The sequence below is a fragment of the Streptomyces sp. H51 genome, from assembly GCF_035656535.1.
In the GTDB taxonomy this organism is placed as follows: domain Bacteria; phylum Actinomycetota; class Actinomycetes; order Streptomycetales; family Streptomycetaceae; genus Streptomyces.
Genome location: NZ_JAYMHD010000085.1, coordinates 1 through 19,942, shown reverse-complemented (window position 1 = coordinate 19,942; position 19,942 = coordinate 1). Strand labels below are relative to the sequence as shown.

The following is a 19,942-nucleotide window of genomic DNA, read 5'->3' as shown; positions in this document are numbered from 1 at the left end:
GGCCTCCGGCGACGAGGGCTACTTGAGCTCGTCCGCCGTGTAGTAGCCGGTGTCGACGAGTTCCTTGGTGTAGTTGCTCTTGTCGACGCTCACCGGCTGCAGCAGGTAGGCGGGCACGGTCCTGACGCCGTTGCTGTACGTCTTGGTGTCGTTGACCTCGGGCTTCTTGCCGTTGAGCACGTCGTCGACCATGGTCGCGGCGACCTCGGCGAGCTTGCGGAGGTCCTTGTAGACGGTCTGCGTCTGCTCGCCGGCGATGATCGACTTCACCGAGGCCAGCTCCGCGTCCTGGCCGGTGATGACCGGCAGCGGCTTGCTCTTGGAGCCGTAGCCGTCCGACTTCAGCGCGGACAGGATGCCGATGGAGATGCCGTCGTAGGGCGAGAGCACCGCGTCGACCCGGCCGGTCTTGTACGAGGAGGTCAGGATGTCCTCCATGCGCTTCTGCGCGGTGGTGCCGTCCCAGCGCAGGGTGGTGACCTGGGTGAGCTGGGTCTGGCCGGACTTGACGACCAGCTTCTTCTTGTCGATGTACGGCTGCAGCACGCTCATCGCGCCGTTGAAGAAGTACTTGGTGTTGTTGTCGTCGTTGGAGCCGGCGAACAGCTCGATGTTGAAGGGGCCCTTGCCGTCCTTCAGTCCGAGCCTGTCGACGATGAAGCCGGCCTGCAGCTCGCCGACCTCGGTGTTGTCGAAGGAGGCGTAGTAGTCGACGTTCTTCGTGCCGAGGATCAGCCGGTCGTAGGAGATCACCGGGATCTTGGCGTCCGCGGCCTGCTGCAGCACGTTGTTCAGCGACTTGTTGTCGATGGCCGCGATGATCAGGCCCTTCACGCCCTGCGTGATCAGGTTCTCGATCTGCGACACCTGCTGGTCGGGGTCGTCCTCGCCGTAGACCAGCTTGGTCTTGTAGCCCTTGGCCTCCAGGTCCTTGACGACGTTCTTGCCGTCCGAGATCCAGCGCTCGGAGGACTTGGTGGGCATCGCGATGCCGATGGTGCCCCCTTTGGCGCTGCCCTTGTCCTCCTTGCTGCCGCCCTCGCTGTTCTGCCCGCAGGCGGTCAGGGTGAGGGCGAGGGAGGCGGCTCCGGCCATGGCGGCGAGTGCGGCTCTGCGAGTACGCATGGCGATCAGTCCTTGTTCTTCTCGTCGTGGAGAGCGGTCAGGCTTCGGTGGGGAAGCGGTTCAGCGGGCCGGGCAGCCGGGAGCCGAGCGGCGCCATGGCGCCGTCCGCGCCGTGCCGGGCGAGCAGGTCGAGAGCGAGCCGGCCGCGCCGCACCCGCTCCCGGGCGGTGTCCAGGGTCAGATCCCTCAAGTGGGTGCCGTAGGGGTAGATGCCGGGCGATCTGGACAGGCCGAACTTCAGGTAGAGCGGTGCGCCGCGCCGGATCAGCTCGGCGACCTCGTACATCCGGATGTAGCCGCCGAGGTCGTCGGGCGCCTCGATGTACATGTCCATCGGAGCGGCTGAGATCCGGCGGATCTCGGTGAGGTGATCGAGCGTCAGGTCGCTGGGCACGTTGAGGGAATCGGCGCCCAGCCGCTCGTAGACCGCGTAACTGGCCGGGTTGACCGGCCCGATGAGCGCGGAGACCTTCAGGGTGGTGTCCGCCGGGATGACCCCGGCGGCGCGCGCCCGGTGCAGCGTCCACAGCACGCCCTCGTCGGCGACGAGCAGGCACTTGACGCCCAGCTCCGTCGCCCGTACGGCGTCCTCGACGCAGCCGGCGACGGCGTCGTGCCCGCGTGCGCGCAGTCCGGCCCCCCGCGAGTCGGAGCGCACCGAGCCGCCGATGTCCCAGGTGCCGCGCGGGCCGGTGAACAGGCACAGCTCGATGTCCCGTTCGCCGGTGGCCTCGACCATCTCGGTGATCTCGGCGTCGGTCAGCATCCACACGCCGCTGCCCTGGCTGATCCGGTGGATCGGCACGTCGAGGCGCGAGGACTCCTTGAGCACGACGGCCAGCGCCTCCGGTCCCTCGCAGGAGGGGATCTCGGTGCGCCAGCGGCCGCCGCCGGGGAAGGTGTGCGGCGAGGCGTCGGCGGGGTCGAGGGCGGGCGCGCCCAGGCCGAGGGTGGTGAGCGCCGGCTCACCCGGCCTGCGGGCTGCCGTGGCGGAAGCGTCGGTGGTCACAAGCTGTCCTTAGTGTTCGGTATTTCGGACGGAGTTCGCGGCTCAGGGCGTGCCTCGGTACGACCGGGTGCGGGGAAGGGGCCAGGTGTGCGCCGGTACGGGGGCCGTCAGGTCGCCCCCGTACCGGCGTACGGCTAGGGACGGAGCAGTACCTTGCCGACCTTCGGATCGCCGGACCCGACCAGCTCGATGGCCTCCGGGAACCGCTCCAGCGGCAGCTCGTGGGTGACCAGCGGCAGTGGATCGAGCAGTCCGGCCCCGAACACCCGCACCGCGTGCGCCCAGGCGTCCGGCGGCGCGCCGAAGACGGTCGCCACCTCCAGCTGCCGTACCACCAGGTCCGTCGGGTCCAGCCCGTCGGCGCCCGGCGCCGGGATGCCGGTCAGCACCAGACGGCCGCCGCGCCGGAGCAGCCCGGCGGCGGTGCGTGCCGCGGACGCCGATCCGGCGGTCTCGACGACGACGTCGAAGTCGTCGGGCAGGTGCTGGTCGCGGGTGCGGAAGTCGGTGGCCCCGAACCGCCGCGACAGCTCGGCCCGGTCGGTCCGGGTGCCGACCACCAGCAGCTCGGCCGGCGAGTTCGCCTTCAGGAACTGCACGGCGAACATCCCGAGCGTGCCGGTGCCGACCACCGCGACCCGTTCGCCGGGCAGCGCGTTCGCCTTGATCGCGGCGGCCGCGATGCAGGCGGCGGGCTCCAGCAGGGCGGCCGCCGTCAGATCGGCGTCGTCCGGCAGGAGGTGCAGCAGACGGGCCGGCAGGGTGAGCGTGGTGGCCATGGCCCCCGGCTGGGTGAACCCGGTCTCCTCGTACCCGGCCGTGCACAGGGTGGTCTCGCCCGCGTGGCAGCGGTCGCACACCTGGCAGTTGCGGAAGCCCTCGCCGACGACCTTCCGGCCGACCAGCGCCTCGGGGACGCCGGCGCCGACCGAGCGCACCGTCCCGGACCACTCGTGGCCGGGCGTGAGCGGGTAACGGACGTACCCTTCGGGCCGGTTGCCCTGGTAGACCTCGCGGTCGCTGCCGCAGATGCCGACCGCGTGGACGCGCACCAGCGCCTCGCCGGGCTCCGGCTGCCGTGGCTCCAGCGAGGTCAGCCGGTGCTCGCCCGGCCCCTCGACGACGACCGCGGTGCTCACTTGGAGCCCTTGGGCCTGCGCTGCTCCCAGCCCTCGGCCCACAGGTCGAAGCGGGCCTGCTGCTGCGGGAACTCGGCCGCCGCGTCGACGTCCAGCTCCACGCCGAGGCCGGGCGCGTCGGAGAGGTGGAAGCAGCCGTCCTCCGGGTCCACCTGCGGGGCGCCCTTGACCACCTTCTTGATCTCCGCGTCCGCGAAGTCGTTGAAGTGCTCCAGGATCTTGAAGTTGGGGGAGGTGAAGCCGACCTGCAGGGAGGCGGCGGTCAGCACGGATCCGCCCACGTTGTGCGGGGCGATGAGCATGTAGTGCGTCTCGGCGGTCGCCGCGAGCTTCCGGGTCTCCCAGATGCCGCCGAGGTGGCCGACGTCGGGCTGGATGATGTCGACGGCCTGGCTGTCGAACAGCTCGCGGAACTCGATGCGGTCGTGGATGCGCTCACCCGTGGCGACGGGTACGTCGACCTTCGCGGCGACCTTCTCCAGCGCCTTGAGGTTCTCCGGCGGGCACGGCTCCTCCAGCCAGGCGGGGTTGAAGGGCGCCAGCTCCCTGGCCAGGCGCACGGCGGTGGCGGGGGAGAAGCGGCCGTGCATCTCCAGCATCAGCTCCGCCTCGGGCCCGATGGCGTCGCGGACGGCCTCGATGAGGGAGACGGCGTACAGGGTCTGCTGGTGGTCGAGTTCGAAGTGCCCGGTGCCGAAGGGGTCGATCTTGAGTGCCCGGTACCCGCGCTCCATCACGCCCTGGGCCGCCTTGTGGTACGCCTCCGGGGTCCGCTCGGTCGTGTACCAGCCGTTGGCGTACGCCTTGACCTTGTCCGTCACCTTCCCGCCCAGCAACTGCCAGACGGGAACCCCGAGCGCCTTGCCCTTGATGTCCCAGCAGGCCATCTCGACGACCGCGATACCGGACATCACGATCTCGCCGGCCCGGCCGTAGTCGCCGTACTTCATGCGGCGCACGAGGTCTTCCACCGCGAACGGGTCGGAGCCGAGAATGTGATTGGCCTCCGCCTCCCGCAGATAGCCGATCAGCGCGTCGGTGTGGCCCAGCATCCGGGTCTCGCCGACTCCCGTGATCCCTTCGTCGGTGTGCACCTGGACGTAGGTCAGGTTGCGCCACGGCGTCCCGACCACGTGGGTGCTGATTCCGGTGATACGCACGGCAGTTGCCCCTTGCTGCGTCGTTGGTCCCATGGGCTCGATACAGTGTGTTCGATATTTCGTCACACGTTCGAAATGCTGGCGTGACAGTAAGGACGGGGTGCGGGGAGTGTCAATGGGTCGAACGCATAACGGTTTCGACACCGTTTTCGACACGGATTCGGGGGCCGGTTTCGGTGGGATCGGCGGACTTGCCCGGCGTACGCTCCCGGCCCGGCGCAACGGAACGGCCGGTTCGCCACACAATTTTCACAGCGGTGACTAGGAAAGCTACCCGGGAGGAACTTAGTCTTCCCGCGTCATGGACTACTGCCACCCGTGCCGACGGCACCTCAACGGCGCGCTCGCCTGTCCGGGGTGCGGCACTCCCGTCGAAGAGCTCCGCGCGCACGCGGAGCGGGGCGGGGTGTCCGGGGCCGCGTCCGGCGTCTCCGGCCACGCCGGCGGGCCGACGGCCGCCTACGACGGCTACGACGCCTACCGCGCCTACGGGGACGAGGGCGACGGGACGTACGAGGGGACGCACGGCGGCGCGCACGACGAGACGCACGAGGGCGCGTACGACGGAGCGTACGAGGGTGCCTTCGGCGACCGGGGCGACCGGGGCGACCGGGGCGACCGGGGTGACTGGGGAGACGGCATCGGTGACGGCGTTCCGGCCGGCCGGGCGGCGCGGCGCGCGCGGCAGCCCGGCCGCGGTGGGCACGGCCGCGGCGGCCGTACCGCGGCGGGTGCGGGTGCGGGTGCGGGTGCGGGTTCGGGTGAGGCCGGGGCGGGCGCCGGACGCCGACGCGACCGCAAAGCCGCGGCGCACCGCAGGCGCCGACGCCGGACCGCGCTGATCGCAGCCGGCTTCGTCCTGGCGGCCGGCGGGCTGAGCCTCGCCGAGCTGGGCATGGACGCGCCCTTCTCCACCTCGGAGCCGGCCGCGAAGGACGCGTCCGCCGAGGGCGGCACGTCGTCGGCGACCGATGGGACGGCCCGGCCCCTGGACGGCACGGCGCCGGGCACGGCGGCCGGCTCGGCGGCGCCGGGCGCCTCCGCCTCGCCGTCGGCCTCGAAGTCCGCCAAGGACGCCAAGGACGCCAAGGGACAGGACGGCGGGGCGTCACCGGACGCGGGCACGTCCTCCGCCGCCACCGGGGCGACCCCGGACCCCTCCGCGCCGGACCCCACGACGAGCGCCCCGGCCTCGACGCAGGCCCCCTCCGCCGATCCGGCACCGTCGTCGCCGGACCCCGGCCCGGACCCGCAACCGTCGCCGACGAAGACGTGCGACCGGTTCCTGTGGTGGTGCACCTAGGTCTTGCCGGGGCCGCGACGCCGGGGTGATCCGGACGGCGGGTCAGTACACCTGGCGGCCGGAATCCAGCATCCGCCGCAGCAAACCGCGCAAAGCGAGCCGTTCCTCGTCCGACAGGCCCGACAGCGGTTCGCGGGCGAAGCGCAGGCCCTCGCGGAGCTCGCGGGCGACCCGGAGACCCTCGTCCGTGGCCGCCGCCAGCTTCACCCGGCGGTCCGCCGGGTCGGGGCGGCGCTCCACCAGACCGCGGGCCTCCAGCCGGTCCACGATCCCCGTGACGTTCGACGGCTCGCACTTCAGCCTGCGCGCCAGCTTCCGCATCGCCAGCGGTTCCAGGGACAGCAGGCTCAGCAGCCGCGCCTGGGCGCCGGTCAGCGCGTGCTCGCCCGCCGCCTCCTCGTAGTCCGCGTAGAAGCGGGCCACCACGTCGCCGATCAGTTCGACGACCTCCAGGGTCACCGGGTCGGGACGGCGGGTCTCGTGTGAGGTGGGCATGCTTCAGGATACCCCTTTACTTGACAACGTGAAATATTCAGGCGCATCGTTGTTTCAGGTACTGAAATAAATCGGAAGGGCTTCCCTCATGATCAACCGCGAATGGCATCTGCTCAGCCGGCCCGTCGGCTGGCCGAAGCCCGAGGACTTCGCCCTGGTCGAGGCGGAGGTCCGGCAGCCGCGCGAGGGGCAGGTACTCGTCCGCAACAAGTACCTCTCGGTCGACCCCTACATGCGCGGCCGGATGAGCGCCGCGAAGTCCTACGTCGCCCCCTTCGAGCTCGGCAAGACCATGCAGGGCGGCGCGGTGGGCGAGGTCGTCGCCTCCGAGGCCGAGGGCATCGCCGTCGGCGACCACGTCCTGCACTTCCTCGGCTGGCGCGAGTACGCCACGCTGGACGCCAAGAACGCGGTCAAGGTCGACGCGGACGCCGCGCCCCTCTCGGCCTACCTCGGCGTGCTGGGCATGACCGGCCTCACCGCCTACGCCGGCCTGCTGCGCACCGCCGCCTTCAAGGAGGGCGACGCCGTCTTCGTGTCGGGCGCCGCGGGTGCCGTCGGCAGCCAGGTGGGCCAGATCGCCAAGCTCAAGGGCGCCTCGCGGGTCATCGGGTCGGCCGGGTCCGACGAGAAGGTCAGGCTGCTCGTCGAGGAGTACGGCTTCGACGCCGCGTTCAACTACAAGAACGGCCCGGTGGCCGAGCAGTTGCGCGCCGCCGCCCCCGACGGCGTCGACGTCTACTTCGACAACGTCGGCGGCGACCACCTGGAGGCGGCCGTCGGCTCGCTCAACCACGGGGGCCGGATCGCCGTCTGCGGCATGATCTCCGTCTACAACAACACCGAGCCCGCGCCCGGCCCGAAGAACCTCGCCCGCCTCATCCAGACCCGCGGCCGCATCGAGGGCTTCCTCGTCGGCGACCACTACGACCTCCAGCCGCAGTTCGTCCGGGAGGTCGGTCCCTGGGTCGCCTCCGGCGCGCTCAAGTACCGCGAGACCGTGGTCGAGGGCATCGAGAACAACCTGGAGGCGTTCCTCGGCGTCCTGCGCGGCGACAACACCGGGAAGATGATCGTCAAGCTGTAGTGACGGCTTGCGGGCGCGGCCTCCCCGGACGGATCGCGCCGGAAAGCGGCGCGCGAGCCCCCAGGTCCCGGACCCGGGGGCTCGCGGCCGTCACCGACAACCAACCGTCGGGTTCCTCGTCCTGACGCCACAGCTCCGGCAGGTCACAGCTCCGGCAGGTCACAGCTCCGGCAGGTCACAGCTCCGGGACGTCACAGCTCCGGGAAGACCGCCGCGAAGAAGAACCACAGCAGCCCGGCCCAGAACAGTGCGGCCGTGAGGGAGACCAGCAGGGAACTGCGCCACCTCAGCACCAGGAACGGGAACATGGTCAGGACCGCGAACAGGCCGCCGACACGCGTGTACAGCCGCGCGGCCTCGCTCAGCGTGCCGGCCCGGCCCTCCGCGAGGGCGCGGACGAGGCGCTGCGAGACGAAGCCGTACAGACCGAAGACGACAGGGAAGAACCACAGCGGCGTGTACCCCACCAGCTGGTCTTCCGACAGATCGTTGAACTTCACCACGTAGATCACCGCCGCCGTGCCGAGGCCGACGAGCAGGGACACGATGTACAGGGCGGTGAGGCCCACCGCGCTCCCCGAGCGTGCCGGCGGCCCGCCGGGCACGAACGGCATGGGCGCGCGCGTCACCTGGTGACAGGACGGGCATGAGACACCGGTGCCGCTCAGGGAAGCCGGGACGGACATGAGGTGCCCGCAGACCCCGAGGAACTCGACCTGCTGTGGGTTCATGGAATTCTTTCTCGTGAGGCGTCTCGGGACCGGAACCGACCGCAGCCAGGCCCGAGCCGTGACCGATCGTCGCCGCCGGCTCTGCAGAGCCGCTGGCAATCGGCTGGAAGGAACTCCGGGCGCCTCCCCGTCGATCCGTTGCCGGGCGGGTCCCGCGCCGGTCAGCGGGCCAGGGCCGCCGTGTGCACCGCCCGGGCCAGCCGGTCGTTCTCCGGGGCCGCTCCGCCGGGGAAGGCGTGACGGCGGCGGGTGTAACCGTAGGCCAGGCCGCTGCGGGGGTCCGCGAACGCCTGGCAGCCGCCCGCGCCGCTGTGGCCGATCGTCCCGGCGCCCAGGAACGGGTGCCAGACGTCCGCCGTCGTCTGGAAGCCCAGGCCGAACGATCTGTGCGAGCGGGCCACCAGGTCGTGGCCCACGGAGTGGAACTGGCCGAACTCGGCCACCGTGTCCGGCTTCAGCAGCGGGGCCTTCTCGTCCACCTCGCTGATCGCCGCCGCGTACAGCGCGGCCAGCCCGCGCGCGGAGGCCACCGCGCCCACCGAGGCCGGTCCCCTGGCGCGCACGCCCGGGTCGTTGGGCAGGGTCGCCAGGTCGGTGGGTTCGGGGGCGTGCTGGTTGAAGGCGATGGCGGCGAGCGTGTGCGGGCCGGAGGGGAGCGAGTCGAGCAGCGCCCGCTGTTCGGGGGTGGGGGCCATCGGCCGCGCGGTACGGAACCGGGGCTCGTGGGCGGCGGGCAGGCCGAGGAAGAAGTCCAGCCCGTAGGGGGCGCGGATCCGCTCCTCGTAGACCTCCTGGAGCGTACGGCCGGTCGCGCGGCGCACGACCTCGCCGGTGAGCGCGCCGATGACCAGCGCGTGGTAGCCGAAGGCGGTGCCCGGCCGCCAGAACGGCCGCTGGTCGGCGAGCCGTTCGGCCAGCTGGCGGTCGTCGGCCAGCTCGGCGAGGGTGAACCCGGTGTCGGTGCCGACCACGCCCGCCCGGTGCGCGATCAGCTCGCGCAGCGTCACGCCCGCCTTGCCCTCGGCCGCGAACTCCGGCCAGTAGTAGGTCACCTTGCGGTCCAGCTCCAGCGTCCCCTCCTGCACGAGCAGCGCCACCACGAGGTGCGCGGCGCCCTTCGTGGACGAGTACACGCCGTACAGGGAGCCGGCGTCGCCGCCCGCCCACAGGTCGACGACCTTGCGGCCGTGCACGTACGCGCACAACTGGCCCTCGTAGTCCGGCAGTTCTTCCGCGACGAACGCGGCGAACTCCTCGCGCACGGCCTCGAAGCCGTCGGCGACGGTGCCGTGGATCTCCCGAGTCATCCCGCTCTCCTCACCTCAACCGCTGCGGCCTGCTGAGATCGGTACGGGGAGACGTACCCGTTCGACTCAACCACGTCACCGGACGGTGCCGCTCAGGGGGCCGGTAAGGTTCCCCCCATGCGTGATCTCGGGGTGGGGTTCGGGTACCTGTTGAAGGGCCAGCGGTGGGCGGCCCGCAACGGCAGGCAGTACGGGTTCGGGCTGCTGCCCGGCCTGATCACCCTCGTCCTGTACGCGGCGGCGCTCGTCGCGCTCGCACTGTGGGGCGACGACGTGGTGGCGTGGGCGACGCCGTTCGCCGACGACTGGGACAGCCCCTGGGGCGGCCTGTTCCGCGGCTTCCTCACCGCCGTGCTGTTCGCCCTCGCCCTGCTCCTCGCCGTCGTCACCTTCACCGCGGTCACGCTCCTGGTCGGCCAGCCCTTCTACGAGAGCCTCTCCGAACGGGTCGACCGCGACGTCTCCCCGGACGGCAGCGCACCGGAGTCGGGCCTGCCGCTGTGGCGGGAGCTGTGGATCTCCGCCCGCGACAGCCTGCGGATCGTGGTCCGGGCGGCGCTGTGGGGGATCCTGTTGTTCGGCCTCGGCTTCGTCCCGTTCGTCGGGCAGACGGTCGTCCCGGTGATCGGGTTCTTCGTCACCGGCTTCTTCCTCACCGAGGAACTGGCCGCCGTGGCCCTCCAGCGCCGCGGCGTCGAACTCCGCGAGCGCCTCACCCTGCTCCGCTCCCGCAAGACCCTGGTCTGGGGCTTCGGCACGCCTCTCGGCCTGTCCTTCCTGGTGCCGTTCGTCGCGGTCTTCCTGATGCCGGGCGCGGTGGCGGGCGCGACCCTCCTGGCCCGCGACCTCCTGGGCGAGGAGATCACCGAGGAACGCGACGACGACACCCCCGAGGCCAAGCGGCTCACCCCCTGAGTCCGGCGCACCGCCGGTCCGCTCCGCGGGAGCGGGCGTGCTGGTGCGCGGTCCAGCGTGCGGGCGTGCGGGCGTCCTGGTGCACGGTCCAGCCGTCATGGCATGCGGCCGGCCCCGGGCGGTCGCGGAAGGGCCCGGACCCTTCCCCTCCCGGAAGTCCGTCCGGGAATCCGTCCGGCATTCCGTACCCGGGAGCCGCCCGTTCCGCCCGCAGCCGCGCGCCCCGGAGCGGTCGTGACGAGATTGCGAATCATCGGTTATCACGTAACAGTTGGCTTGAAAGTCTTCCTAAAGGTTCGCCGGGGCCGTACACCTCAGGGGAAAGGTCGCACACGAGACAAGCAGGACGATGACGAACCAACCTCCCGGCTACGGCTACCCGTCAGACCAGAACCCCTACGGCCAGCAGCCTGCGCCCGGCTACGGTGCCCCGCAGGGCCCTTACGACCAGCAGTCCGGCCAGGGCTACCCGCCCCCGCCGCCGCCCGGTTACCCGCAGGGCGCCGGCCAGCTCCCGCAGTGGCTCGGCCAGCCCGGCCCGTACGGCCCGCAGCCCGGCAACCGGACCCTGGCCAATCCCGCCGACCGCTTCCTGGCCCGCCTGATCGACTTCGGCATCCTGCTGATCCCGTTGATCTTGGTCCAGTTCACCATCGCGCTCGCGGTCGGCTCGATCGTGGCCGGCGTCATCGGCGCCGCGATCGTCTTCGGCTACGAGGGTGTCATGATGCTCACCCAGAGCCAGCAGTCCATCGGCAAGAAGGTCATGAAGCTGCGGGTGGTCTCGGCGGCGAACGGTGGCCGCCCCTCCGACAACGAGCTCTGGATCCGCAGCGCGGTCTTCGGTCTGCCCCAGGCGATCTACCTGATCGGCTCGTTGTTCTCCCTGGTGAACGTGCTGTCGCTGCTCTGGGACAAGCCGCTGCAGCAGTGCTTCCACGACAAGGCGGCCAAGACCGTGGTGGTCAAGGAGGCCTGAACGGTGGCCGCTTGACCCCTGCGAGTCCGGCGAAGCCCGGTTGCCCCGATCATCCTCGGCGGCGACCGGGCTTCGGGTTCCGTGCGGTGGCAGCCCGTCCCCTCGGCACGGCCCGGCGCGCGGACGTCACCAGGGCAGCATGAGCGCGACGAGCGCGAGCAGCGGGACCGCCTGGAACGCGGCGGCGCCGCGCAGGCGGGCCCACCACAGCAACGCTCCGGCGGCCGCCACGACGGCGCACGCGCCGCCCAGTTCGGCCAGGGGCGGATGGTAGGGCCGCCCGTCCTGGCCGGCCGCCCACGCGGTCATCCCGGCCGCCAGCCAGCCGTAGCCCACGGCCAGGGCGTCGAGGGGCAGCAGCGCGAGGACCGCGATCGTGTTCCTCCATCTCATGCTCATGACGGACAGGGTGGACCGGCGCGGCGGCCGGGCGCATGAGCACCCGTACCCGGTTTCACGAAGTGCTACCGGCCCGGAACGCGGGCCGCCGCCTCCCGCAGTGCCGCGAGGAAGGCGAGCGCGGCCGGGGACGGCGCGCGGCCGCGGACCGTGGCGGCGTACACCGCGCGGGCGGGGGCGTCCTCGTCGAGCACCCGCAGCAGGGCGACGTCCGGCCGCACCGACGCGGCGGCCAGGGCGGGGACGAGGGCGACGCCCAGACCGGCGGCGACGTAGCCCTGCTTGGCGGTCCACTCAGCGACGACGTGCGCGACGCGGGGCCGGAAGCCCTGGCGGGACGCCGTGTCCAGCAGCGTGCCCCCGGGGCGGGCACTGCCGGATATCCAGTCGGCGTCGGCCAGTTCCCCGAGCCGGACCGGGCCGTCGCGGCCGGCCAGCGGGTGCCCGGCGGCGACGGCGACGTACAGCGACTCGTCGAGGAGGTGGTGCAGTTCGTACGCCTCCAGCGGCGCGCGGCCCGTCGTGGAGACCACCGCCAGGTCCAGCCGGCCCGCGTCCAGCAGGCCGAGGAGCGCGGGCGTGAGCCCCTCCTCGCGGGAGACCCGCACGCGGGGGTGGCGGGCCCGGAACGCGGCGAGGGCGTGCGGCACCAGAGCCGCGTCGGCCGTGGCGAACGCCCCGAACCGCAGCCGCCCGTCCGCCGCCTCGCGCAGCGCCGCCAGTTCCCGCCCCGCCCCGTGCAGCGCCTCGGTGACCGCCTCCGCGTGCGGTACGAGGATCCGCCCGGCCTCGGTCGGCCGCACCCCGCGCGGCAGCCGGTCGAACAGCGGCCCGCCGCCGAGCGCCGCCTCCAGCGAGGAGATCTGCCGCGAGACCGCCGACTGGGTCCAGCCCAGCGTCCGTGCCGCGAGCGTGAACGAGCCGTGCCGGGCGACCTCGAGGAAGACGCGCAGCCAGACGGTCGAGACGTCCGGAACGCCGTCCGGGGCATGCGAGTTCGGCATGGCGGCCATGCTGGACATTCGCTTGTCGCATCACACGGGCCCGCCTAGCGTCGACGCCATGGAGAAGCAGTCGAAAGGCGGGGCGCCGTGAAGGTCACCCTGGACAGCCCCGCGTCCGCGCCCCAGCCCCTGAGCCCCTACTACTCCCAGGTCGCCCGCATCGAACAGGCCGACGGCAGCGCCCTGTTGTTCGTCTCCGGGCAGATCGCCGACGGCGCCGGCCTCGCCGAGCAGAGCCGGGGCGTGTTCGAGACGCTCGGCGCGCTGCTGGCGGCGCACGGAGCGACCCTGGCGGACGTCGTCAACATCCGCACCTACCTCACGGACATCGGCGGACTGGAGGAATACGGCGCCGTACGCCGGCGGTTCCTCACCGGCACGCCCCCGACGAGCATGACCTTCGAGGTCCCGCGCCTGTTCCGACCGGAGGCGCTGATCGAGGTGGAAATCGTGGCGGCGGTCCCGGCGAGCAGGTGATACTGCCGCCCATGAAGGCAGCGAACCTGGGCGTCCTGTTCCTCATCGAGCTCGGCGCTCTCGCCGCCGTCGGCTACTGGGGCTTCACCCGCGACGTGGCGGCGCCCCTGGCGTGGCTGCTGGGCCTGGGCGCCCCGGCCCTGCTCATCGTGGTGTGGGGGAGGTTCGGTTCGCGCAAGGCGCCGCAGGCGACGCACGGCGCGGTCCGCGTCGGCTTCGAACTGCTCTGGTTCGGCGCCGGGGTGGCCGCGCTGCTCGCCGCCGGGGCCGCAGCCTGGGCGATCGCCTTCGCCCTGGTCTGCGCGGTCAGCAAGACGCTGGCCGTGATCTGGCGTCAGTAGCACGAGCGTTGCCGGAGTTCAGGTCTCGCCCAGCAGCGCCAGGAAGTCCCGGAACGCGCCCGGCATGTCCACCGACTCCGGGTCCAGGAGCCACTGGTACTGCAGGCCGTCCATCACCGCGACCAGCAGCGGCGCGGTGCGTTCCGGGGTGAGGCCGTTCGGGAGGCGCTCGCCGTACTCGGCGCGCAGGACGGCGGCCATGCTCTCGCGCACCCTGCGGTACCGCTCGGTGAAGTACTCGCGCGCCGGATGCCCCTCCGTCACGCTCTCGCCGAGCAGCGCCGAGAAGGTCTGGATGATGCCGGGCCGCATCACGTTGTACTCCACCAGCGCGGCCAGCAGATCGACCCGCCACCGGGTGTCCGGCAGCGCGTCCCACCGGTCCCGCTCCTTCAGGACCGCGACCAGCAGCGCGTCCTTGGTCGGGAAGTAGTGCAGCAGACCCTGCTGGGTGAGCCCGACGCGCTCGGCGACCGCGGCCAGGCTCGCGCCCCGGTAGCCGCGCTCGGCGATCACTTCCAGCGCCGCCCGCACGATCTCGGTGCGCCGCTCCTCGCTCCTGACCCTGGCGTTCATGGGGTCACGGTATGTCATCCCTCCACCCTGAAAATAACGGCAGGATGACGAAACCTACCGCCCTACAGGGAGCCGATGCACGATTGGGGGCACTGCACGGACTTCGACGAGGAGGCACCGCGATGGCGGGAACCCCAGGAACCCCTCCGGCCGACGAGCCCAGCGAGGCCAGCGAGGCCAGCGAGGCCAGCGAGGCCAGCGAGCCCCGCAAGGCTCGCGAGGCCCGCAAGGCTCGCAAGGCCCGCAAGGCCCGCAAGGCTCGCGAGGCTCGCGAGGTCGACGAGGCCCGCGAGGCGGTCGTCGAGGCGGCCCTCGGCAGGCTGGACCTGGACGCGAAGGCCCGGCTGCTGTCCGGCCAGGACATGTGGTCCCTGCCCGCCCTGCCGGAGATCGGCCTGAGGTCCCTGGTCATGTCCGACGGCCCGATCGGCGTCCGCGGCGTGCGCTGGACCGCCGACGACCCCTCCGTCGCCCTGCCCTCCCCGACCGCCCTCGCCGCCACCTGGGACCCGGGGCTCGCCCGCCGCGCGGGCGTCCTGCTCGCCCAGGAGGCCCGCCGCAAGGGCGTCCACGTGCTGCTCGCCCCCACCGTCAACCTGCACCGCTCCCCGCTCGGCGGCCGCCACTTCGAGGCCTACAGCGAGGACCCGTACCTCACCGGCCTGATCGGCGCGGGCTATGTGGCCGGCGTCCAGTCGGGCGGCGTCGGCACCACCGTCAAGCACTACGTCGCCAACGACGCCGAGACCGACCGCTTCACGGTGAACAACCTGGTGAGCGAACGCGCCCTGCGCGAGCTGTACCTGGCCCCCTTCGAGATCATCGTCGAGAACGCCCGCCCCTGGGGCATCATGACCGCCTACAACACGGTCAACGGCACCACGATGACCGAGCACCACCACCTGGTGAACGAGGTCCTGCGCGGCGAATGGGGCTTCGACGGCTACAACGTCTCCGACTGGACGGCCGCCCGCTCCACCAAGGACGCCATCGAAGGCGGCCTCGACGTCGCCATGCCCGGCCCGCGGACCGTCTACGGCGCACCGCTCGCCCAGGCCGTGCGCGGCGGCGACGTCGAGGAGTCCGCGGTCGACGACGCCGTCCGCAACGTGCTGCGGCTGGCCGCCCGCGTCGGCGCCCTGGAGGGCGTCGCACCCGCGGTGACCGAACTGCCGGAGACCGTCGACGGCGGCGCGCTGGCCCGCGAGATCGCCCGCCGCTCCTTCGTCCTGGTCCGCAACGAACGCGGCACCCTGCCCCTGAAGCCGGGCACCGTGGCGCTGATCGGCGCCGCCGCCCGCGAAGCCCGCGTCCTCGGCGGCGGCTCCGCCACCGTCTTCCCGCCCCGGATCGTCTCGCCCCTCGACGGCCTCACCGCCGCCCTCCCCGACGGCGCCGTCGGCTACGCGGTGGGCGCCGACCCCGACACCGAACTCGCCGTCGCCGACCAGGGGTTCGAGCTGCGCGCGGTGTGCCGGGACGCGGACGGCAACGTCGTCGGCACCGGCTCGGCCCCGAGCGGCCTGATCCAGTGGATGGGTTCGGACCTCCCCGACGGCGTCACCCACGACAACCTGCACACCGTGGAGCTGACCGGCACCTTCACCCCCCGCGGCACCGGCACGCACACCTTCGGCGTCAAGGGCGTGGGCGCCTTCCGGCTGACCGTCGACGGCACGACGTACTACGACGACGTCCAGCGCCCCGCCGACGACGACGGCCCCTTCGAGGCGCTCCTCCGCGCCCCCGTGCCCCGCGCCGAGGCCGAACTCACCGCCGGCGAGACGGTCGAGGTCTCCCTCACCCACGTCGTCGCCCATCCCGAGAACGCCCCCATGAAGGTCGTCGGCTTCACCCTCGCCCACCGGGAGCCGCAGCGTGACCCCGACGAACTGATCGCCGAGGCGGTCGAGGCGGCCCGCCGCGCCGACACGGCCGTCGTCGTGGTCGCCACCACCGACCGCGTCGAGTCGGAGGGCTTCGACCGCAAGGACCTGGTCCTGCCCGGCCGCCAGGACGACCTCGTCCGCGCGGTGGCCGCCGCCAACCCCGACACCGTCGTGGTCGTCAACTCCGGCTCCCCGGTGGAGATGCCGTGGCGCGAGGAGGTCGCCGCGGTGCTGCTGACCTGGTTCCCCGGCCAGGAGGGCGGCGCTGCCCTGGCGGACGTGCTCACCGGCGCCCACGAGCCGGGCGGCCGGCTGCCCACCACCTGGGGCTCCCTGGCCGACGCCCCGGTCACCCAGGTGACCCCCGCCGACGGCGAACTGCACTACTCCGAGGGCGTCTTCATCGGCTACCGGGCCTGGGAGAAGGCCGGCCGCACCCCGTCGTACCCCTTCGGCCACGGCCTCGGCTACACCGACTGGGCGTACGAGTCCGTCGACGTGGACGGGACGGCGGACGGTACGACGGCCACGGTCCGCGTCCGCAACACCGGCGAGCGCCCCGGCCGCGAGGTCGTGCAGGTCTACCTGGCCCCGGTCGAGCCCGACGCCGGCCGGCCCGCGCGCCGGCTGGCCGGGTTCGCGGACGTCACGGCCGCTCCCGGCGAGACGGCCGAGGCGGTCGTCACGCTCCCGCGCCGCGCCTTCGAGGTCTGGGACGAGGAGACCGGGGCCTGGACAATTGTGAAGGGTTCGTACGAGATCCAGGTCGGACGCTCGATAGCGGACCGCAGGATCACGGCGACGATTAACGTCTGATCCGGGACAAGTCTCCCCACCAGCAGCCCCGGCCCGGGACCTGACCCCCGGGCCGGGGCTCGTACCGTCCCGGCCCCCCCTCCGCGGGCCACGCGTCAGCGCACCCCGAACCCGTACACCGTCTCGGAACGGAACACCTCGCCGGGCCGCAGCACCGTCGTCGGGAAGTCCGGGCGGTTGGGGGAGTCCGGGAAGTGCTGGGTCTCCAGCGCGACGCCCGCGCCGGGGGAGAAGGGCTCACCCAGGTGGTCCGCGGTGTACACCTGGAGGCCGGGCTCGGTGGTGGCGACGGTCAGCACCCGCCCGGACACCGGGTCGTACAGCTCGGCGACCTCCCGGGCGGCCCCGGTCACCCCGCCGTCCAGCACGAAGTTGTGGTCGTAGCCGGAGCCGACCTCACGCGCCCGCCGGAAGTCGAAGCGGGTGCCGGCCACCTCGCGCGGCGGCCCGGCGGGGATCAGGTGTACGTCGACGGGCGTGAACCGGGAGGCGGCGACCCGCAGTTCGTGACCGCCCGCGTGCCCCGAGCCGCCGAGGTCGAAGTAGCTGTGGTTCGTCAGGTTCACCACGGTCGGCGCGTCCGTCACCGCCTCGTAGGCGATCCGCAGGGCGCCGGACGCGTCCAGCGTGTACGTCGCGGACACCTCCAGCCGGCCCGGGAAGCCCTCCTCGCCGTCCGCGCTGACCCGGCTCAGCCGCACCCCGTGCTCCACCGGCACGACGTCCCACACACGCTTGTCGAAGCCGCGCTCGCCACCGTGCAGGGAGTCGGGCGGGGGGTTGAGCGCGAGCGTGTACGTCACCCCGTCCAGCGGGAAACGGCCGCCGGCTATCCGGTTGGCGTACCGCCCGATCAGAGCGCCGAGGTACGGCTCCGGGTGCGCGAGGTAGCCGTCCAGGCCGGCGAACCCCAGCACCACGTTCCCGGCGTGCCCGTCCCGGTCCGGGACCTCCACCGACTGCACGATCCCGCCGTACGACAGCACCCGCACCCGTACGCCCGACCGCTCCAGGGTCCAGCGGTGCACCGGCGTGCCGTCGGGAAGTGTGCCGAAGTGTTCGTTCATGAGCGAATCCTAGGCGGGCCGGCGCGGTGCGCCGCGGCCGGGCGGCGCCCTGAAGGGGCGCGGGGAACCGCGCGACCAGCCACGACGGCGCCGCAGTCGGCGCACAGGCGCGACGCGGCACATCCGGCTGAGCGCTCAGCGCCGGGCACCGGTCACCGCTTCTTCGGTCACCGCTGCTTCGCCGTGACCGTCCGGTAGGCGATCTCCGCCAGCCGGGCCTGGCCGTCCACGCTCGGGTGGAACCAGTCCCAGTGACTCAGCTGGCCGGTGCCGAACCGGTACGCGTACACCGCGCCCCCGTCGAAGCGGCAGCGGCGGTCCTTCGCGCACACCTCGCCCAGCACCGCGTTGTAGGCCTCCACCCGCTTCTGCACCGTGTCCCGGCGCAGCGTCGCCGCCGAGTCCAGCGCGTCCGCGTCGCCCAGCATCGACGGGCACAGGCCCAGCTTCCAGATCTGCTTGCCCAGCGCGTTGGTGCGCCCCTCGGACCACAGCCGCTTCAGGTCCGGCACGCTCGACACGTACACCTGTGCCTTCGGCAGGGCCTTGCGCAGCGTGGCCATCGCCTCCTCGAAGTCGGCGCGGAAGTCGGCCACCGGCGTCATCGCCGCGGTGGAGGTTCGGCAGGCGTCGTTGGCGCCCGCCATCACCGTCACCAGCTGCGGCCTGCGCGTCACCGCCCGCGCCAGCTGCCCGGGCAGGTCCGCCATCCGCGCCCCGGTCACCGCGTAGTTCCAGCTCCGCTCGGCCGCCTTCGCCTTTCCCAGCAGCCGCACGGCCAGACTGTCCACCTGCGGACTGGTCCCGGTCGCCCACGAGACCTCCGGGCAGTCCGTCAGCACCGCGCAGGCGTCGAAACCGCGGGTGATGGAGTCGCCGACGGCCGCGATCGAGGCGGGGCTGACGTCCCACACCGGCGCGGGCCGCGCGGACGGCTTCGCGGCCCGCGCCTTCGTCCCGTCCTGCCCGGCGGAGCCGCCACCGACGGCGTCGCACCCGGTGACGCCGAGGACGGCCGCCGTCACGGCGGCGAGCACGGTCCGTGACCGGCGGCTGGGCTTGCGCATCCGCTGCTGCTCCCCTCGGTCGACGTCAGAGATGTCCCCCTCCATGACAACGCGCGCGGGTTCCCGGCCTCCACCCGGGGCGGCCACCGGCACCCGTACAGGCGTCCTGCCGGGTGAATGGCGGACGTTTCCCGGCACCGGCTCCGACGGTACGTCACACTCCTCGCGCCGTCGCACGGTAGCCTCGCCATCAACGTGGTCCGTCCGGCCACGTGTCCGCCAGTTCGCAAGATGTCCCGCTCTGCCCGGAGGTCCCGGTGACGACACGTGGAGTCCTGTACGTGCACTCCGCGCCGCGCGCGATGTGCCCGCACGTCGAGTGGGCCGTCGCCGGGGTGCTCGGCACGCGCGTCAGCCTCGACTGGATCCGGCAGCCCGCCGCGCCGGGCACCTGGCGTTCGGAGTTCTCCTGGCAGGGCCAGCCGGGCACCGCGTCCAAGCTGGCCTCCGCGCTGCGCGGCTGGCAGATGCTCCGCTTCGAGGTGACCGCCGAGCCCTGCCCGACCGCCGAGGGCGAGCGCTACAGCTGCACCCCCGACCTGGGCATCTTCCACGCCGTCACCGGCATCCACGGCGACATCCTGATCCCCGAGGACCGTCTGCGCGCGGCCCTGACCCGCTCCCGGGACGGCGAGACGGACCTGGAGGCGGAGATCGCCAGGCTCCTGGGCAAGCCCTGGGACGACGAACTCGAGCCCTTCCGGTACGCGGGCGAGGGCGCACCGGTGCGCTGGCTGCACCAGGTCGTCTGACACACCCCCAGCGCCAGGCTCCGGACCCCCTGCCAGGCTCCCACGCCAACCCCCGCCACTTCCCGCGCCACCCCCTGCCAGGCTCCCGCGTCGTCTCCGGCGCGGCCTCCCGATCGCACGCGAAGGGCCCCCACCGACCCTCAGGTTCTAGTGGTCGTTGCAACACCCCAGCTCAGGGGTGGCAATGGACTTCAGGATCCGGGAGGACCGGAGGCCGCAGGGACCCGGGAAGCTGGTCCAGGAGCGGGAGGCATACTTCCGGCTTGTGGATCAAGGAATGGGCTATTCCGAGGCTGCCGCAGTC

General features: G+C 72.5%; 20 protein-coding genes. 8 read left to right on the top strand and 12 right to left on the bottom strand.

The genetic code is table 11. From position 1 onward, the window contains the following. Nucleotides 1-18: 18 nt before the first annotated feature. The 4 genes from chvE to VKA29_RS33330 form a co-directional block, all read right to left on the bottom strand. A complete protein-coding gene (chvE, locus tag VKA29_RS33345) occupies nt 19-1,125 on the bottom strand; it encodes a multiple monosaccharide ABC transporter substrate-binding protein (protein ID WP_324789782.1) in 1,107 nt (368 codons plus the stop codon). Nucleotides 1,126-1,162: 37 nt separating this feature from the next. Then, entirely contained in the window at nt 1,163-2,134 is a 972-nt protein-coding gene (locus VKA29_RS33340; protein ID WP_324789781.1) for a hypothetical protein, read from the bottom strand. Nucleotides 2,135-2,268: 134 nt separating this feature from the next. Then, nucleotides 2,269-3,273, bottom strand: coding sequence for a zinc-dependent alcohol dehydrogenase (locus VKA29_RS33335; protein ID WP_324789780.1), 1,005 nt, complete (start codon nt 3,271-3,273; stop codon nt 2,269-2,271). Then, complete coding sequence (locus VKA29_RS33330; RefSeq protein WP_324789779.1) at nt 3,270-4,433, bottom strand: mandelate racemase/muconate lactonizing enzyme family protein; 1,164 nt, start codon at nt 4,431-4,433, stop codon at nt 3,270-3,272. The genes VKA29_RS33335 and VKA29_RS33330 overlap by 4 nt, the downstream gene beginning before the upstream one ends. Before the next feature lie 301 nt (nt 4,434-4,734). On the opposite strand from VKA29_RS33330, the gene VKA29_RS33325 reads away from it, so the two are divergent. Further along, nucleotides 4,735-5,736 (top strand): SCO2400 family protein, encoded by a 1,002-nt coding sequence (locus VKA29_RS33325; protein ID WP_324789778.1) that lies wholly within the window; start codon nt 4,735-4,737, stop codon nt 5,734-5,736. A gap of 42 nt (nt 5,737-5,778) precedes the next feature. Here the strand turns inward: VKA29_RS33325 and VKA29_RS33320 are convergent, their stop codons facing one another. Continuing rightward, nucleotides 5,779-6,231, bottom strand: coding sequence for a MarR family winged helix-turn-helix transcriptional regulator (locus VKA29_RS33320; protein WP_324789777.1), 453 nt, complete (start codon nt 6,229-6,231; stop codon nt 5,779-5,781). Between the two features lie 88 nt (nt 6,232-6,319). Here VKA29_RS33320 and VKA29_RS33315 point away from each other — a divergent pair, with 88 nt between their 5' ends. Continuing rightward, the gene (locus VKA29_RS33315) at nt 6,320-7,318 is read left to right on the top strand and encodes an NADP-dependent oxidoreductase (RefSeq protein WP_324789776.1); all 999 of its coding nucleotides are present in this window, start codon (nt 6,320-6,322) and stop codon (nt 7,316-7,318) included. 191 nt (nt 7,319-7,509) lie between these two features. Here the strand turns inward: VKA29_RS33315 and VKA29_RS33310 are convergent, their stop codons facing one another. Together VKA29_RS33310 and VKA29_RS33305 are read right to left on the bottom strand one after the other, a co-directional pair. Further along, complete coding sequence (locus tag VKA29_RS33310; protein WP_324789775.1) at nt 7,510-8,049, bottom strand: hypothetical protein; 540 nt, start codon at nt 8,047-8,049, stop codon at nt 7,510-7,512. A 161-nt stretch (nt 8,050-8,210) separates the two neighbouring features. Beyond that, complete coding sequence (locus VKA29_RS33305; protein ID WP_324789774.1) at nt 8,211-9,356, bottom strand: serine hydrolase domain-containing protein; 1,146 nt, start codon at nt 9,354-9,356, stop codon at nt 8,211-8,213. A gap of 117 nt (nt 9,357-9,473) precedes the next feature. Here VKA29_RS33305 and VKA29_RS33300 point away from each other — a divergent pair, with 117 nt between their 5' ends. Beyond that, the gene (locus tag VKA29_RS33300) at nt 9,474-10,271 is read left to right on the top strand and encodes an EI24 domain-containing protein (protein ID WP_324789773.1); all 798 of its coding nucleotides are present in this window, start codon (nt 9,474-9,476) and stop codon (nt 10,269-10,271) included. Nucleotides 10,272-10,620: 349 nt separating this feature from the next. Beyond that, complete coding sequence (locus tag VKA29_RS33295) at nt 10,621-11,250, top strand: RDD family protein (protein WP_324789772.1); 630 nt, start codon at nt 10,621-10,623, stop codon at nt 11,248-11,250. Nucleotides 11,251-11,376: 126 nt separating this feature from the next. Here the strand turns inward: VKA29_RS33295 and VKA29_RS33290 are convergent, their stop codons facing one another. Next, on the bottom strand, nt 11,377-11,649 hold the full coding sequence (locus VKA29_RS33290) for a hypothetical protein (protein WP_324789771.1): 273 nt from the start codon (nt 11,647-11,649) through the stop codon (nt 11,377-11,379). Between the two features lie 65 nt (nt 11,650-11,714). Next, complete coding sequence (locus tag VKA29_RS33285) at nt 11,715-12,662, bottom strand: LysR family transcriptional regulator (protein WP_420718625.1); 948 nt, start codon at nt 12,660-12,662, stop codon at nt 11,715-11,717. A 78-nt stretch (nt 12,663-12,740) separates the two neighbouring features. On the opposite strand from VKA29_RS33285, the gene VKA29_RS33280 reads away from it, so the two are divergent. Next, nucleotides 12,741-13,130: a RidA family protein gene (locus VKA29_RS33280; protein WP_420718623.1), complete on the top strand. Its 390-nt coding sequence runs from the start codon at nt 12,741-12,743 to the stop codon at nt 13,128-13,130. Between the two features lie 11 nt (nt 13,131-13,141). Further along, entirely contained in the window at nt 13,142-13,471 is a 330-nt protein-coding gene (locus tag VKA29_RS33275; RefSeq protein WP_324789769.1) for a YrdB family protein, read from the top strand. A gap of 18 nt (nt 13,472-13,489) precedes the next feature. Here VKA29_RS33275 and VKA29_RS33270 read toward each other — a convergent pair whose 3' ends face one another. Further along, nucleotides 13,490-14,065, bottom strand: a complete 576-nt coding sequence (locus VKA29_RS33270; protein WP_324789768.1) for a TetR/AcrR family transcriptional regulator — start codon at nt 14,063-14,065, stop codon at nt 13,490-13,492. Between the two features lie 104 nt (nt 14,066-14,169). On the opposite strand from VKA29_RS33270, the gene VKA29_RS33265 reads away from it, so the two are divergent. Continuing rightward, complete coding sequence (locus VKA29_RS33265; RefSeq protein WP_324789767.1) at nt 14,170-16,752, top strand: beta-glucosidase; 2,583 nt, start codon at nt 14,170-14,172, stop codon at nt 16,750-16,752. 95 nt (nt 16,753-16,847) lie between these two features. Here the strand turns inward: VKA29_RS33265 and VKA29_RS33260 are convergent, their stop codons facing one another. After that, complete coding sequence (locus VKA29_RS33260) at nt 16,848-17,819, bottom strand: aldose epimerase family protein (protein ID WP_324789766.1); 972 nt, start codon at nt 17,817-17,819, stop codon at nt 16,848-16,850. A gap of 167 nt (nt 17,820-17,986) precedes the next feature. After that, nucleotides 17,987-18,886, bottom strand: a complete 900-nt coding sequence (locus tag VKA29_RS33255) for an SGNH/GDSL hydrolase family protein (protein ID WP_324789765.1) — start codon at nt 18,884-18,886, stop codon at nt 17,987-17,989. A 257-nt stretch (nt 18,887-19,143) separates the two neighbouring features. Between VKA29_RS33255 and VKA29_RS33250 the strand changes: the two genes are divergently transcribed. Next, nucleotides 19,144-19,638 (top strand): DUF3145 domain-containing protein, encoded by a 495-nt coding sequence (locus tag VKA29_RS33250; protein WP_324789764.1) that lies wholly within the window; start codon nt 19,144-19,146, stop codon nt 19,636-19,638. The last annotated feature ends 304 nt before the right edge of the window (nt 19,639-19,942 follow it).

Bases quoted from the DNA above. Each gene is read 5' to 3' on its own strand.
- chvE (WP_324789782.1), bottom strand. From the start codon at position 1,125: ATGCGTACTCGCAGAGCCGCACTCGCCGCCATGGCCGGAGCCGCCTCC.
- VKA29_RS33325 (WP_324789778.1), top strand. From the start codon at position 4,735: ATGGACTACTGCCACCCGTGCCGACGGCACCTCAACGGCGCGCTCGCC.
- VKA29_RS33320 (WP_324789777.1), bottom strand. From the start codon at position 6,231: ATGCCCACCTCACACGAGACCCGCCGTCCCGACCCGGTGACCCTGGAG.
- VKA29_RS33315 (WP_324789776.1), top strand. From the start codon at position 6,320: ATGATCAACCGCGAATGGCATCTGCTCAGCCGGCCCGTCGGCTGGCCG.
- VKA29_RS33310 (WP_324789775.1), bottom strand. From the start codon at position 8,049: ATGAACCCACAGCAGGTCGAGTTCCTCGGGGTCTGCGGGCACCTCATG.
- VKA29_RS33305 (WP_324789774.1), bottom strand. From the start codon at position 9,356: ATGACTCGGGAGATCCACGGCACCGTCGCCGACGGCTTCGAGGCCGTG.
- VKA29_RS33300 (WP_324789773.1), top strand. From the start codon at position 9,474: ATGCGTGATCTCGGGGTGGGGTTCGGGTACCTGTTGAAGGGCCAGCGG.
- VKA29_RS33295 (WP_324789772.1), top strand. From the start codon at position 10,621: ATGACGAACCAACCTCCCGGCTACGGCTACCCGTCAGACCAGAACCCC.
- VKA29_RS33290 (WP_324789771.1), bottom strand. From the start codon at position 11,649: ATGAGCATGAGATGGAGGAACACGATCGCGGTCCTCGCGCTGCTGCCC.
- VKA29_RS33285 (WP_420718625.1), bottom strand. From the start codon at position 12,662: ATGGCCGCCATGCCGAACTCGCATGCCCCGGACGGCGTTCCGGACGTC.
- VKA29_RS33275 (WP_324789769.1), top strand. From the start codon at position 13,142: ATGAAGGCAGCGAACCTGGGCGTCCTGTTCCTCATCGAGCTCGGCGCT.
- VKA29_RS33270 (WP_324789768.1), bottom strand. From the start codon at position 14,065: ATGACATACCGTGACCCCATGAACGCCAGGGTCAGGAGCGAGGAGCGG.
- VKA29_RS33265 (WP_324789767.1), top strand. From the start codon at position 14,170: ATGGCGGGAACCCCAGGAACCCCTCCGGCCGACGAGCCCAGCGAGGCC.
- VKA29_RS33260 (WP_324789766.1), bottom strand. From the start codon at position 17,819: ATGAACGAACACTTCGGCACACTTCCCGACGGCACGCCGGTGCACCGC.
- VKA29_RS33255 (WP_324789765.1), bottom strand. From the start codon at position 18,886: ATGCGCAAGCCCAGCCGCCGGTCACGGACCGTGCTCGCCGCCGTGACG.